A 12,602-nucleotide genomic window follows, 5' to 3' on the forward strand; every position below is an offset into this window, starting at 1 on the left:
TTCATGGGGGCATTAACGGTCATCATTTTTTCGGTTCCTCCATGTTCAGCGGGAAGTGACAGCTGAACTGATGGCCCTTGATCTTGTTCATCAGCGGGGTCTGCACGCACTGCTTCTGGGCGTAGGGGCAACGTGGCCCCAGTCGGCAGCCGATGGGCAGGTGTTGCAGCGGCGGTATGACGCCGGGCAGGGTTTCAAGCCGCGACTTGTGGCGTACCAGCTTGTCAAAGTCGGGGATCGATTTGAGCAGGGCATCGGTATAGGGGTGATGCGGGGTCTCGAGGATCTGCTCCCGGGTGCCTACCTCCACCATCTGGCCGCAATACATCACGTTGATGGTGTCGGTCAGGTTGGCGATGGCGGCGATGTCGTTACTGATGATCAGGATGGTGGTGTTGCCGAGCTTGTTCATCTTGTCCAGCAGTCGCAGGATCTGCGAATGGGTGGTGGACTCCATGGCGCTGGTGGGCTCGTCGGCCACCAGCAGGCGCGGCTGGTTGGCAATCGCCATGGCGATCATCACCTTCTGGCACATGCCATCGGACAGCTCGTGGGGATAGGCGCGCATCACCTTGCGGTGATCCTTGACCCCGACCCTGTGCAGCAGGGCGATAGCCTTCTTCTTGCGCCACTGGAAGCGCTGCCAGAACTGCCCCTCGAACGAGTCGGTCGGGATCGCCTCTTCTAACTGGGTGCCTATCTCCTCGGAAGGGTCGAGGCAACTGATGGGATCCTGGAAGATCATGGCAATCTCGCGCCCCATGATGCGACGCCGCTCCTTGGGGGCCATGGTCAGCAAGTCCATGTCATTGAAGCGCATCCGGTCGGCACGCACCGTCCAGTTGTCCTTCTGGATACCGACGATCACCTTGGCCACCAGACTCTTGCCGGAGCCGGATTCCCCCACCAGACCGCGGATCTCCCCCTCGGCCACGGTCAGGCTCACCTTGTCCACCGCCTTGACCTTGCCCTGCGGGGTGTCGATCTCGATGGTGAGATTGCGTATATCGAGCAATGGCATCAGTTATTCCCCGCGGCAAGGGTGCCTTCACCTACCAGCGAATAGTCGATGGGCACGCAACATAATGGTGTACTGACACCGATGGCGACATTGCAAATATCTAGCAGGGTCATCAGCATCAGTCATTCCCCTCTTTGAGTGCTTCACGAATGCCTTCGCCGACTAAATTGGTGGCTAGCACGCTGAACAGGATGGCCATACCCGGCAGGGTGACGGTCCAGGGGGCGAGATAGATAAGGTCGCTCGAATCGGCCAGCATAGTGCCCCACTCAGGTTGGGGAGACTGGGCGCCGAGGCCAAGAAAACCGACCGCCGAGATATCGAGGATGGCCGCCGACAAGGTGCGGGTGGTCTGGGCCACCAGGGTCTCGACGATGTTGGGCAGTATGGCGAGGCGCATGATCCGGAAGGGGGGCGAGCCGTCAAGCCGGCTGGCGATGATGTACTCCTTCTGCATCTCGGCATGCACTGCGTTGTAAGTGGCCCGGATAAAGGGGGGGATCAACGCCAGGGTAATGGCGATAAGGGTATTGCCAAGGCCCGGCCCCAGAATGGCCACCATGATGATGGCCATCAGCAGGGAGGGGATGGAGAGCAGGGTATCGAGCAGGTGGTGCAGCACGCTCGATTTGAGCCCCTTGCTCATGCCGCCGAGGATACCGATGGCAGAGCCCACCACCATGGCGATCACCACCACGACAAGGGCACAGCCGAAGGTGAGACGTGCCCCCACCACCAGCCGGGAAAGCATGTCACGCCCCAAATCATCGGTGCCAAGGAAGTAGTCGATATTGCCGGTCGCCGCCCAGGAGGGGGCCAACAGCAGCCTGTCGGTGTGCTGTTCATCAATACCGTAGGGAACGACCAGCGGCCCCACCAGCGTGATAAGCAGCAACAGCAAAAAACACCAGAACCCCGCCATCGCCAGCGGATTGCGGCTGTATGAGGCCCACGTCTGCTCAAGGGGCGAGAGGATCTTGAGTTCGGGGTAAATGTTCGATTTATCTTGCATAGAGTACCTGGCTCCTGGTCACGCCATGAGCGCGTTCAATCCTGTTTGGCATAGAGCTCTTTGCGCCGTGCCGGATAGATAAGGGTGGTCAGCAACTCGGTGCTGACGCTGATCAGAATAACGAAACTGGCGACCACCAGGGTGGCGCCGCGGATGGCCGCGTAATCCTGCAGGGCGATGCTGCTGATGAGCCAGCGGCCGATCCCGTGCCACTCGAACACCACCTCGGTGATCATGGCGGAGGTGAGCACGCTGCCCAGTTGCAAACCCAGCAGCGGCAGCACCGGCGGCAGGGCGTTCTTGAGACCATGGCGCCAGACGATCTGTGCCTTGGACAGGCCCCGGCTCGCCGCTGCCTTGATGTAATTCTGCTTCATCACGTCGATGAGGGAGCTGCGCACATGACGGATCACCTCGGTGGTGGGCACTACCGCCAGTACCAGCGACGGGAGAATGAGATGACGCAGGGCATCATGCAGCGCCGCTTGCCGCCAGGGCTCGTTGCTGAGCAACACATCGATCAGGGCAATACCGGTAATGGATGGCACGTCGTAGAGCAGGCTGAGCTGTCCTGATGACGGTAACCAGCCAAGATCCAGCGAAAAGAGCATCACCACCAGCAGCGCCAGCCAGAATACCGGCACCGCATAGCCGATAAGGCCGGCGGTCATGATAGAGATATCGAGCGTCTTGCCCTGGGAGAGGGCGGCCAGGGTGCCAAGCGGAATGCCCACCAGCAGCGAGATGGCAAACGCCGCCAGACAGAGGATCAGCGTCGCCGGAAAGTAGTGGCGGATCTCGTCCAGTACCGGCAGCCCGGAGACGCTGGAGATCCCCAGATCTCCCGCCATGATCCGGCGCAGAAAATCGGGGTAACCGCGCCAGAAACTCAGTTCGTGAGCAAGCAGCCGATACTCCAGCAGATAGGCGACCAGGGTCAGCGCCAGCAGGGTAATGAGCAGCAGGTTGATGCGGCGCAATATGTATAGAAGCATGCTTACTCCCGGTGGGCCTGATTGAAGGAGGTGCCGCCAAAGGGCATCAGTGTCAGTCCCTCGATATCGCTGCGGGTGACCTGGGTGCGCAGGGCATGGGCCAGCGGAATGAGCGGTAACTGTTCATTAAGCAGGGTTTGCGCGTAATAGTAGTTGCGCAGCCGGAACGAGAGCTGGGGGGTGGTGACCGCATCATCCAGCAGTTGATCGAAGGCCGGACTGCACCAGCGGCTGTAGTTGTTGCCCCGCTCCACCGCAGAGCAGCTCAGCAACTGACGAAAGAAGTTATCCGGGTCTGCATTGTCGGCTATCCAGCCGGAGAGCAGACTGTCGTACTGCCCATTGAGCAGGCGTTTTTCAATGACGGGCCACTCCTGTTGCACAATCTTGAGTTTGATCCCCACCTTGGCCAGATCACTGCGGATCAGCTGGGCGGTCTTGACCGCATCCGGGTTGTAGGGGCGGGCGTCCGGTTGCACCAGCACCTGCATCTCAAATCCTTGTTCGAGCCCCGCCTCCTTGAGCAGCTGGCGGGCCCGTTTCGGGTCCGGCTTGCGCTCGGGCAGACTGGGGTTGTAACCCCAGGAGAGGGGGGGCAGCAGGCTGTTGGCGGGCAGTCCGGTATCGAAATAGACCGCCTGCAGCAGGTTATCGATATTGATGGCGTTGGCAATGGCCTGGCGCACCTTGATGTTGTTGAACGGCGGCTTGCGGGTATTGAGGGCTAAAAACGCGACGTTCATCCCCGACTGGACCGAGAGGCGCAAATCGGGATGCTGTTTGATCACCGAGAGCTGGCTGGCGACCGGGGTGCTCATCACGTCGCATTCGCCGGTCAGCAGCTTGGCCAGCCGCTTGGCGGATTTGGGGGTGATGTCGTAGACCAGTTGTTCAATCTTGGCCGGCCCGTTCCAGTAGCCGGGATGACGCAGATAGCGAATGAACTCGTTGTGACGATACTCCGTGAAGCTGAACGGTCCGGTGCCGATGGGGCGGCTATCCAGCAGAGCGGGTGTGCCCGCCTTAAGCAACTGGTCGGCATATTCGGCCGAGAGGATCACCGCATAGTCGCTGGCCAGGGTGGCGAGGAAGGAGGCATTGGGCTGGTTCAACTCAAAGACGACGGAGTGCGGCCCCTTTTGGTAGACCTTCTTGATCAGCTGCTCTTGCCCCAGACTGAAGAAGTAGGGGTACTCGCCGCCGGAGACCTGATGATAGGGGTGCTGTTTATCGAGCTGGCGGGCATAGGTGAAGACCACATCATCGGCATTGAAGGGACGGCTCGGTGTGAACCAGGGTGTATGGTGAAAGCTCACCCCTTCGCGCAGGGTCAGGGTGTAGGTGAGGCCATCCTCGCTGATCTGCCACTTGCTGGCCAGCGCCGGCTCCAGTGCCAGGGTATTAGGGTTGACATCCAGCAAGCGATCATAGAGCTGACGGGCACTGGCATCCAGCGTTACCCGGGAGTTGGAAACATGGGGATTGAAGGAGAGGGGGGATCCCTCCGCGCAATAGATGAGCCCGGTTTGGGAGGCCTCGGGTTGCTTCTGGCAGCCGGTGACCAGCACCAGCAGACCCAGTAGCAAGGGTGTGAGCATTCTCATTGTTGAACCATGTTCTTATAGGGGGTTTGTATGCACGTTTTGATATCAATGTGCCAGCACGAAAGCGGGCATGTTGCGGGCGTCGTCTTCAACCGCATTTCTTCACTCTTGTTCTGCATCGTTATCGCTATCCAGCAGTTGATATTTGCGCAGCATGCCACGGAACTGATGGTAGCTTAAGGCCAGCAGTTGAGCGGCTTTGCGCTGATTATACTGGGATTGCTGCATCGCCTGCTTGAGTAAATTAATCTCGACTTCCGCCACCGTCTGCTTGAGATCGAGCGGCAGGGCGAGGGGCGACACAGATTGTACCTCGCTTCGACTCTCCTGCGCAGATACAGTGGCCTGTGGTCGCCAGGGGGAATCAAACGGATTGATCACCAGCTCAACCAGCGGCAGCTGGGGATTACCCTGACGGTAGATGCTGCGCTCCACCACGTTTTTCAGCTCCCGCACGTTGCCCGGCCAGTGGTACTCCTGCAGCAGTTGGGTCGCCTTGCGCGAGAAACCGGCAAACAGCGGATAGCCCAGCTCCCGGGTCATGCTGTGGGCGAAGTGCTCCGCCAGCATCAGGATATCTTCCCGCCGCTCCCGCAAGGGGGGGAGGGTGATCACATCAAAAGCGAGCCGGTCGAGCAGATCGTGGCGAAACTGCCCCCTGTCTGCCAGCGCAGGGAGATCTTCGTTGGTGGCGCAGACCAGCCGCACATCCACCTTGAGGGGCTTGGCCCCACCCACCCGTTCGAACTCGCCATACTCGATGACCCGCAGCAGCTTCTCCTGCACCCGGGCGCTGGTGGTGGCCAGCTCGTCAAGGAACAGGGTGCCGCCATCGGCCCGCTCGAAGCGGCCCTGATGGCGCTTGGCCGCGCCGGTAAAGGAGCCCGCCTCGTGACCGAACAGCTCGGTCTCCAGCAGGCTTTCGCTCAAGGTGGCGCAGTTGATGGTGACAAAGCTTTGATCCCAGCGCGCCGAGAGATAATGTAGGCGGTGGGCGATCAGCTCCTTGCCCGTGCCCCGTTCACCGATGATCAGTACGGGTTTGCGCAGCGGGGCGAGCCGCGAGGCTTGCTCAATGATCTCGAGAAATGCGTTGGATTCCCCCAGCAGGCTTTCCGTGGCAGTGGTCATAGTGATCCCTGTCAGTTGTAAAAACTGGTCAATCTTACCAAAAGTTGGTGAATCTTATCATCACTTGCACCAGGCATCTTGTAATTTGGTCTTTCAGCCCCATATAAATCAACAAGTTAAATTTCATTCCAGATTGGCACACAAGTTGCCATTGTCAATGGAGAAACAACGCCATGCCAACAACAGGAGTGCAACCATGAGTATTTTTTCCCGTCTGGCCGACATCATCAATTCCAACCTGACGTCCCTGCTCGACAAGGCCGAAGATCCCCAGAAGATGGTGCGCCTGATCATCCAGGAGATGGAAGATGAGCTGGTCAAGGAGCGTTCCAATCTGGCCCGTTTCCTCGCCAGCCAGAAAGAGATTGGCCGTCAGGTCACCCGCCTTCAGGAGCGGGTCGACGAGTGGCAAGCCAAGGCCGAGCTGGCCCTGACCAAGGGGCGTGAAGATCTGGCCCGCGCAGCCCTTATCGAGAAGAAGAAACAGACCGAGTTGTCAGAGACCCTCTACCGCGAACAGCAAGCGGTCGACAGCGGCATCGAGAAGCTGGGTGAAGAGATCCGCCAGCTCGAAGCCAAGCTGGAAGATGCCCGCGCCCGTCAAAAGGCGATGGCGATCCGCACCGAAGCGGCCAGCAGTCGTCTCAACGTGCAGAGCCAGGTGGCCCGTGGCGAGAGTCAGGCGGTGGTGAGCAAGTTCGAGCGGATGGAGCGTCGCATCGACGAAATGGAAGCCCGCGCAGATCTGGGTCAGTCCGACAAGGCACTGGCGCAGCAGTTCGCCGAACTGGAAGTGGACGATCAGATCAGCAAAGAGTTGGAAGCAATGCGCCAGAAGCTGGGTCAGGGCGACAGTAAAAGTGAAGGTAAACAGGGGGAGTAACAGATGGAAGATCTGCTGGGTGTATTGATGGTTCCCATGGTGGTCTTCATGGTGGTGGTGGCCCCCATCTGGCTGGTGCTGCATTACCGGGCCAAGGGGCGCATTGGCGCCGGTCTTGCCGATAGCGAGCGCGAACAGCTGCAAGGGCTGCTGGCTCGTGCCGAGAAGATGCAGGAGCGAGTAGGCGCGCTGGAGTCGATCCTGGATGCCGAGGTGCCTGGTTGGAGAAACAAGGTATGACGGTTTTCAATGAGAGATGCCATGACCGTGGCGGAAAGCCGGAGCGGGTCGGCACAGTATTGGAGTCGACTCTGGATGCGGAAGTACCCGGTTGGAGGAACAAGGTATGAGCAATGTCAGTCGTGACGGACGTAACCTCTATCGCGATCCCCAGCGCGGCAAGATAGCCGGGGTTTGTGCCGGTTTGGCAGAGTACTTCGGGGTGGAGACCTGGATCGTGCGGCTGTTGGCCATCAGTGGCCTTATCTTCGCCGGTTTCATCACCTTCACCGCCTATATCGCCGCCTGGTTCTTGCTCGACAAAAAGCCGGTCACCCTCTATTCGCAAGAGGATGCCGACTTTACCGAGGTGCGGATGAAAGCGCGCAGCTGGCAGGCGGGGGTAACTCCTCATCAGGCGCTGGGCCGTATTGCGCAGGAACTTGACGCGCTGGAGCCCAGAGTTCAGCGGATCGAAAAGCTGGTGACCTCCAAGGAGTTCACCCTGCAGCGGGAATTCAGCAAGCTGTAGTAGCCATCGTCAGTATCCATCGTTGATGGTGGAGCCTCCTGTGATGCTCCATCATTGACGCCACTCAGGCAGATTGACCATTCCGATGCGGATAGCCAGTTTGCCTTGTTGTACGGCCGATCACGCCAGATGCAACCACCAAGGGAGAACGGATCAAGCCTTGATACTCAATAAACTGGAACAGAAGTTGACTCGCCTGCAACACAAGGCGAACGACGTGGTGAACCGGGTGCGGGATCGCCATATCCGGCTGGCGGTGACCGGCCTCTCGCGCAGCGGCAAGACCGCCTTTATCACGGCGCTGGTCAACCAGCTGGAGCACGCGGCCATCGACGGCCGTTTGCCGTTGTGGGATGCCCTGCGTCAGGGGCGCATTCTCGGCGCGCGCCGGGTGCCGCAGCTCAACGCCCACATTCCCACCTTTGCCTACGAGCGTGGCCTCGACTCCCTGTTTGGCGATCCGCCCGCCTGGCCCGAGCCTACCCGCGGCGTGGCCGAGGTGCGTCTCGAAATCCGCTATCGCACCCGCCACCCCCTGCGCAAGCATCTGGGGGAGATCTCCACCCTCTATGTGGATCTGGTGGACTACCCCGGGGAGTGGCTGCTCGACTTGCCGCTCCTTGAGATGAGCTACGAGCAGTGGAGCGAACAGGTGCGCGAGCAGCTGCGTCGCCCCGAGCTGCAAGGGCTGGCCGCCAGTTGGCTGACCCCCGAGTGGCAGGCCACCCAGCCGTTTGTCGAGCGGCCGGTGGCTGAGCTGGCCGAGCGCTACACCGCCTATCTGCACGCCTGCAAACAGGAGTTGGGATTGCACCTCATTCAGCCCGGCCGCTTCGTCTTGCCGGGGGAGTATGCCGGTGCCCCCATGCTGCAGTTCGTGCCCTGGGTGTGGGATATGCCCAGCGGTGAGCTTGCCGATGGGACCCTCTACGCCACCCTCAAGCAGCGCTTCGAGCAGTACAAACAGCATCTGGTGCAGGGCTTTTATGAGCAGCACTTTGCCGGCTTTGATCGCCAGATCGTGCTGGTGGACTGCCTGCAGCCGCTCAACGCTGGCGCGGCCAGCTTTGGCGACATGCAGCAGGCCATCGCCCGCATCATGGAGAGCTTTGCCTACGGCAAGAGCAACTGGTGGCGGCGGCTCTTTTCGCCCCGTATCGACAAGCTGCTCTTTGTGGCGAGCAAGGCCGATCACGTTACCCCCGAACAGCATGCGCCCATGGTCTCCCTGCTCCAGCATCTGGTGCGCAGTGGCCGCGGCCAGGCCCGTTTTGAGGGGATCGCCACCGAGTGTCTGGCGCTCGCCGCCATCAAGGCGACGGAAGTTGGCAAGGGGGTGGCCAATGGCCGCGAGTTCCCCGCCATCCGTGGCACCAGCCTGAGCGGTGAGCCGCTGCTGCTCTTCCCCGGGGAGGTGCCGCCCCATATTCCCCCCGCACAGTGGTGGAACAGTCAGGGTTTTGATTTTCAGGCGTTTCGCCCCATGCCCATGAGCCCCCATCAGGCGCTGCCCCATATCCGGCTCGATGCGGCGCTGGAGTTTCTGCTCGGGGATCACCTCGAATAACGGTGTGCGGCCCGGGGTTGTTTCCGTCGCCGCACTCAGGAGTACAATGCGATGAACGATCAGATAAAAGAGCGGCCCCCGCTGCAGGGCAAGGTGATCCTTGAGCCTGCCTTGACGGCGGCCAGTGACGAGCGACCGCCCGCGCCGGCCCAGCGGCTGGAGGAGGCGAGTTTCGAGCGCCTCGACGAGCTGGACGATTTCACCGAGGTGGAGAGCGCCCTCGTCAGCACACCGCGACGCCGCCATCGGCTCTTGGCCTGGGGGCTGGGGGCGGTCGGTCTGCTCTCGTTGGGCCAGTATGGCGCCTTTCTTTACGGTCAATTCCTCACCACCCCGCTCTGGGGCAGCGCCTGGCTGGCGGCCTCGGCGCTGGTGGCGGCGGGGACCGCCAGCGTGGTGGGGCGCGAGTGGCTGCGGCTGCGCACCCTCAAGCGGCGTCAGGATGTGCGCTCGCGAGCAGAAGATCTGCTTGCTCATCAGCGAGTCGGGCAGGGGCAGGCCTTTTGCGAAGGGTTGGCGGTCAAAAGTGGCGACAAGGGGCGCGAGGGGTATCAAACCTGGCTGGCCCAGCTCGACGAGAGCCACAGCGATCGAGAGGTGCTGACCCTTTACAGCCAGCTGGTGCTCGGCGAGCGTGACAAGCTGGCGCAGGCGCGGGTGGCCAAATGGTCGGGGGAGGCCGCGGTACTGGTGGCGCTGAGCCCGCTCGCCACCGTCGACATGATGCTGATGTTGTGGCGCAACCTGCGGATGATCGAGGATATCGCCGATGTCTACGCCATCGAGCTCGGCTACTGGAGCCGCATTCGTCTCATCCGTCAGGTGTTTCGCAACATGCTCTACGCCGGTGCCACCGAGCTGGTGACCGAGGTGGGGATGGATCTGCTGGGGGCCGAGCTCACCGCCAAGCTCTCTGCCCGCGCGGCGCAAGGGGTGGGGGCGGGGCTGCTCACCGCTCGCCTTGGCCTGCGCACCATAGAGGCGTGCCGCCCGCTGCCCTGGTGTGCGGACGAGAAACCCAAACTGGGAGAGCTGCGCAAGCGGCTGATCGGCCAGCTGGCGGGGTATCTCAACAAACCCTGATCGCCCTATCTGCACCTTGCTGCGATGACCCATGCCCCTGTTGTGCTCGCCAAGCCGCAGGGGCATGGTTTTAATCGGCAGATCATTGAGTTGGCAGCAGTGTCCGGTTTTGGCGAGGCGCCCGTTTACGGTTAAGCTGGCAGTCAATCTTACCAATCACACCAATAGTACCAATCGGCAAGGATGCCCGATGAACTTTACCTTTCGCCAGATCCGTTATTTTGTGGCCGTGGCCGACAGCTTTTCAGTGAGTCGTGCCGCCGCCGAGCTGCATATCTCCCAGTCGGCGGTCACCAGCGCCATTCGTGAGCTGGAGACCGAGCTCGGCGCCCCGCTATTCGAGCGCAATCCGCGCGGTGTCACCCTCACCACCCAAGGTCACCAGTTTTTGCTTCACGCCCGCCGCATTCTCGGCGCCATGACCGAGGCGAGCCACTCGCTCAAAGCGGTGGCCCAGCAGGATCAGGGGCGACTCACCATTGGCGTGACCACCCTGGTGGCGGGTTACTACCTGTCGGAGGCACTCGGCCGCTTTCGCCGCGCCTTTCCGGCGGTACAGATCGAGGTGAAGGAGGATGAACAGCCTTTTCTGGAGCACCAGATCGTCAACGGCGAGGTGGATGTGGGGATCCTGATGACTAACCGCACCATCCGGCAAGAGGCGTTTGATACCGAGTTGTTGACCCGCTCGCCACTGCGGCTCTGGCTGGCCGCCAACCACCCGCTCTGCGGCGAGTCGACCCTCTCGCTCACCGCGCTGGGGGAGGAGCCGATGATCTCGCTGACCGCCGATCAGCTGGATCAGATCATCGGGGGCGGCCTGCGCCGTTACGGTATCTCCCCTCGCATCGTGCTGCGCACCGCATCGGTCGAGGCGGTGCGCAGTCTGGTGGCGAGCCAGCTCGGGGTCGCCCTGCTGCCCGATTTTGCCTATCGCCCCTGGTCGCTGGAGCAGGAGCGGGTCGAGGCGCGCCCCATCAAGGAGCCCATTCCCGCCATCGACATCGGGCTGGTATGGCGCCGAGGTTCACGTCTGGATTGGACGGCGCGGGAATTTATCGATATTGCGCGGGATCAGAGCCGGTTGCGGGCCCGTCAGGCGCTCCCTCGCTAGCCATCTCTTGCGGGGTAGCCACCAAAAATCAGATTCATCTGCACTCGATATCGATTTAGCTGATACCTGAGCTACCAAAAATTGAAATATTCATCGTATTGCCACTCCCCTAAGCTCATTACTGGTTAACAGGATGTTAACGCCCATGGCGGCGTTCCTTCACCTGATGCAAGTCAACACAATGCAAGGAGTGCATGATGAAATTGACCCCTCTGATGCTGGCTCTTGTGCCGGCGCTGCTGGCAGGCCAGACCCAGGCTGCCCCGACCGAGCTCGGCAAGGGTGAAGGCCAGCTCAATATCGTGGCCTGGGCTGGCTACGTTGAGCGTGGCGAGACCGACAAGAACTACGACTGGGTGACCGGCTTCGAGAAAGAGACCGGCTGCAAGGTGAGCGTCAAGACGGCGGCCACCTCGGACGAGATGGTGGCGCTAATGAACGAGGGGGGCTTCGATCTGGTGACCGCCTCCGGCGATGCCAGTCTGCGTCTGATTGCCGGTGGCAAGGTGCAGGCGCTCAATCTGGCGCTCATCCCGAGCTACAGCAAGATTGATCCCCGGCTGCAAAATGCCCCCTGGCACACGGTGGATGGCAAGCACTACGGCGTGCCCTATCAGTGGGGCGGCAATATCCTGATGTACAACACCAAGGTGTTCCCCAAGGCGCCGGACTCCTGGAACGTGGTGTTCGAGGAGCAGACCCTGGCGGATGGCAAGTCCAACAAGGGGCGGGTGCAGGCCTTTGACGGCCCGATCCACATCGCCGATGCGGCCCTCTATCTGATGACCCATCAGCCCGATCTTGGCATCAAGGATCCTTACGAGCTGAACGAGGATCAGTACAAGGCCTCTCTCGATCTGCTGCGCAAGCAGCGCCAGCTGGTGGGACGCTACTGGCATGATGCCTTCGTTCAGATCGATGACTTCAAGAACGAAGGGGTGGTCGCGTCAGGCTCCTGGCCGTTCCAGGCCAATGCCCTGATCGCCGACAAGCAGCCCATCGCCACCACTGTGCCGAAAGAGGGAGTGACCGGTTGGGCCGATACCAGCATGGTGCACAGCGATGCCAAGAACCTCACCTGCGCTTACAAGTGGCTGGAGCACTCCCTGAGCAACAAGCTGCAGGGGGATCTCGCCGCCTGGTTTGGCTCGGTGCCTGTGGTGCCTGCCGCCTGCGAGGGCAATGCCCTGCTGGGCCCGACCGGGTGCAAAACCAACGGTATCGACAACTTCGATCGGGTTCGCTTCTGGCGCACTCCGGTCTCCCAGTGCAAGAGCCAGGGAACTTGCGTGCCCTATTACCGCTGGGTTTCCGACTATATCGCCATTCTGGGCGGCCGCTAAGGCGGGGTGAGCAGCGCCTCCTCTGCGTAACCGCCGAGACCGGATAATCAAGCGGGCTGGACAGGAGTCCGGCCCATCCCAGCACAGACAAGGACGCT

General features: G+C 61.1%; 12 protein-coding genes. 7 read left to right on the forward strand and 5 right to left on the reverse strand.

What is annotated here, in order from left to right; genetic code table 11:
- Nucleotides 1–22: 22 nt before the first annotated feature.
- From BN1125_RS00105 to pspF, 5 genes are all read right to left on the reverse strand, one after another.
- Nucleotides 23–1,021: a peptide ABC transporter ATP-binding protein gene (locus BN1125_RS00105; protein ID WP_042009619.1), complete on the reverse strand. Its 999-nt coding sequence runs from the start codon at nucleotides 1,019–1,021 to the stop codon at nucleotides 23–25.
- 118 nt (nucleotides 1,022–1,139) lie between these two features.
- Nucleotides 1,140–2,033 carry an ABC transporter permease subunit gene (locus BN1125_RS00110; protein WP_042009621.1) on the reverse strand — a complete coding sequence of 298 codons (894 nt, stop codon included), beginning with the start codon at nucleotides 2,031–2,033 and terminating at the stop codon, nucleotides 1,140–1,142.
- Between the two features lie 35 nt (nucleotides 2,034–2,068).
- A complete protein-coding gene (locus BN1125_RS00115; RefSeq protein ID WP_042009623.1) occupies nucleotides 2,069–3,028 on the reverse strand; it encodes an ABC transporter permease in 960 nt (319 codons plus the stop codon).
- 2 nt (nucleotides 3,029–3,030) lie between these two features.
- Nucleotides 3,031–4,626, reverse strand: a complete 1,596-nt coding sequence (gene sapA, locus BN1125_RS00120; protein WP_042009625.1) for an ABC transporter substrate-binding protein SapA — start codon at nucleotides 4,624–4,626, stop codon at nucleotides 3,031–3,033.
- Nucleotides 4,627–4,734: 108 nt separating this feature from the next.
- Nucleotides 4,735–5,763 carry a phage shock protein operon transcriptional activator gene (gene pspF, locus BN1125_RS00125; RefSeq protein ID WP_042009627.1) on the reverse strand — a complete coding sequence of 343 codons (1,029 nt, stop codon included), beginning with the start codon at nucleotides 5,761–5,763 and terminating at the stop codon, nucleotides 4,735–4,737.
- A gap of 196 nt (nucleotides 5,764–5,959) precedes the next feature.
- On the opposite strand from pspF, the gene pspA reads away from it, so the two are divergent.
- The 7 genes from pspA (at nucleotide 5,960) to BN1125_RS00160 (ending at nucleotide 12,504) form a co-directional block, all read left to right on the forward strand.
- Nucleotides 5,960–6,646 (forward strand): phage shock protein PspA, encoded by a 687-nt coding sequence (gene pspA / locus BN1125_RS00130; RefSeq protein WP_042009629.1) that lies wholly within the window; start codon nucleotides 5,960–5,962, stop codon nucleotides 6,644–6,646.
- A gap of 3 nt (nucleotides 6,647–6,649) precedes the next feature.
- On the forward strand, nucleotides 6,650–6,886 hold the full coding sequence (pspB, locus tag BN1125_RS00135) for an envelope stress response membrane protein PspB (protein WP_025326779.1): 237 nt from the start codon (nucleotides 6,650–6,652) through the stop codon (nucleotides 6,884–6,886).
- Nucleotides 6,887–6,992: 106 nt separating this feature from the next.
- Nucleotides 6,993–7,397: an envelope stress response membrane protein PspC gene (gene pspC / locus BN1125_RS00140; protein ID WP_042009633.1), complete on the forward strand. Its 405-nt coding sequence runs from the start codon at nucleotides 6,993–6,995 to the stop codon at nucleotides 7,395–7,397.
- A 160-nt stretch (nucleotides 7,398–7,557) separates the two neighbouring features.
- Nucleotides 7,558–8,964: a YcjX family GTP-binding protein gene (locus BN1125_RS00145; protein ID WP_042009634.1), complete on the forward strand. Its 1,407-nt coding sequence runs from the start codon at nucleotides 7,558–7,560 to the stop codon at nucleotides 8,962–8,964.
- Nucleotides 8,965–9,015: 51 nt separating this feature from the next.
- Nucleotides 9,016–10,047 (forward strand): YcjF family protein, encoded by a 1,032-nt coding sequence (locus BN1125_RS00150; protein ID WP_042009636.1) that lies wholly within the window; start codon nucleotides 9,016–9,018, stop codon nucleotides 10,045–10,047.
- Nucleotides 10,048–10,237: 190 nt separating this feature from the next.
- Entirely contained in the window at nucleotides 10,238–11,161 is a 924-nt protein-coding gene (locus tag BN1125_RS00155) for a LysR family transcriptional regulator (protein ID WP_042009638.1), read from the forward strand.
- A 197-nt stretch (nucleotides 11,162–11,358) separates the two neighbouring features.
- Entirely contained in the window at nucleotides 11,359–12,504 is a 1,146-nt protein-coding gene (locus BN1125_RS00160) for an ABC transporter substrate-binding protein (protein ID WP_042009641.1), read from the forward strand.
- Nucleotides 12,505–12,602: the final 98 nt, after the last annotated feature.

Source organism: Aeromonas fluvialis, from assembly GCF_000819885.1.
Taxonomy (GTDB): Bacteria; Pseudomonadota; Gammaproteobacteria; order Enterobacterales; family Aeromonadaceae; genus Aeromonas; species Aeromonas fluvialis.

What these genes read in the sequence shown, in the direction of transcription:
- BN1125_RS00105 (WP_042009619.1), bottom strand. Translation starts at nt 1,021, where the DNA reads ATGCCATTGCTCGATATACGCAATCTCACCATCGAGATCGACACCCCG.
- BN1125_RS00110 (WP_042009621.1), bottom strand. Translation starts at nt 2,033, where the DNA reads ATGCAAGATAAATCGAACATTTACCCCGAACTCAAGATCCTCTCGCCC.
- BN1125_RS00115 (WP_042009623.1), bottom strand. Translation starts at nt 3,028, where the DNA reads ATGCTTCTATACATATTGCGCCGCATCAACCTGCTGCTCATTACCCTG.
- sapA (WP_042009625.1), bottom strand. Translation starts at nt 4,626, where the DNA reads ATGCTCACACCCTTGCTACTGGGTCTGCTGGTGCTGGTCACCGGCTGC.
- pspF (WP_042009627.1), bottom strand. Translation starts at nt 5,763, where the DNA reads ATGACCACTGCCACGGAAAGCCTGCTGGGGGAATCCAACGCATTTCTC.
- pspA (WP_042009629.1), top strand. Translation starts at nt 5,960, where the DNA reads ATGAGTATTTTTTCCCGTCTGGCCGACATCATCAATTCCAACCTGACG.
- pspB (WP_025326779.1), top strand. Translation starts at nt 6,650, where the DNA reads ATGGAAGATCTGCTGGGTGTATTGATGGTTCCCATGGTGGTCTTCATG.
- pspC (WP_042009633.1), top strand. Translation starts at nt 6,993, where the DNA reads ATGAGCAATGTCAGTCGTGACGGACGTAACCTCTATCGCGATCCCCAG.
- BN1125_RS00150 (WP_042009636.1), top strand. Translation starts at nt 9,016, where the DNA reads ATGAACGATCAGATAAAAGAGCGGCCCCCGCTGCAGGGCAAGGTGATC.
- BN1125_RS00155 (WP_042009638.1), top strand. Translation starts at nt 10,238, where the DNA reads ATGAACTTTACCTTTCGCCAGATCCGTTATTTTGTGGCCGTGGCCGAC.
- BN1125_RS00160 (WP_042009641.1), top strand. Translation starts at nt 11,359, where the DNA reads ATGAAATTGACCCCTCTGATGCTGGCTCTTGTGCCGGCGCTGCTGGCA.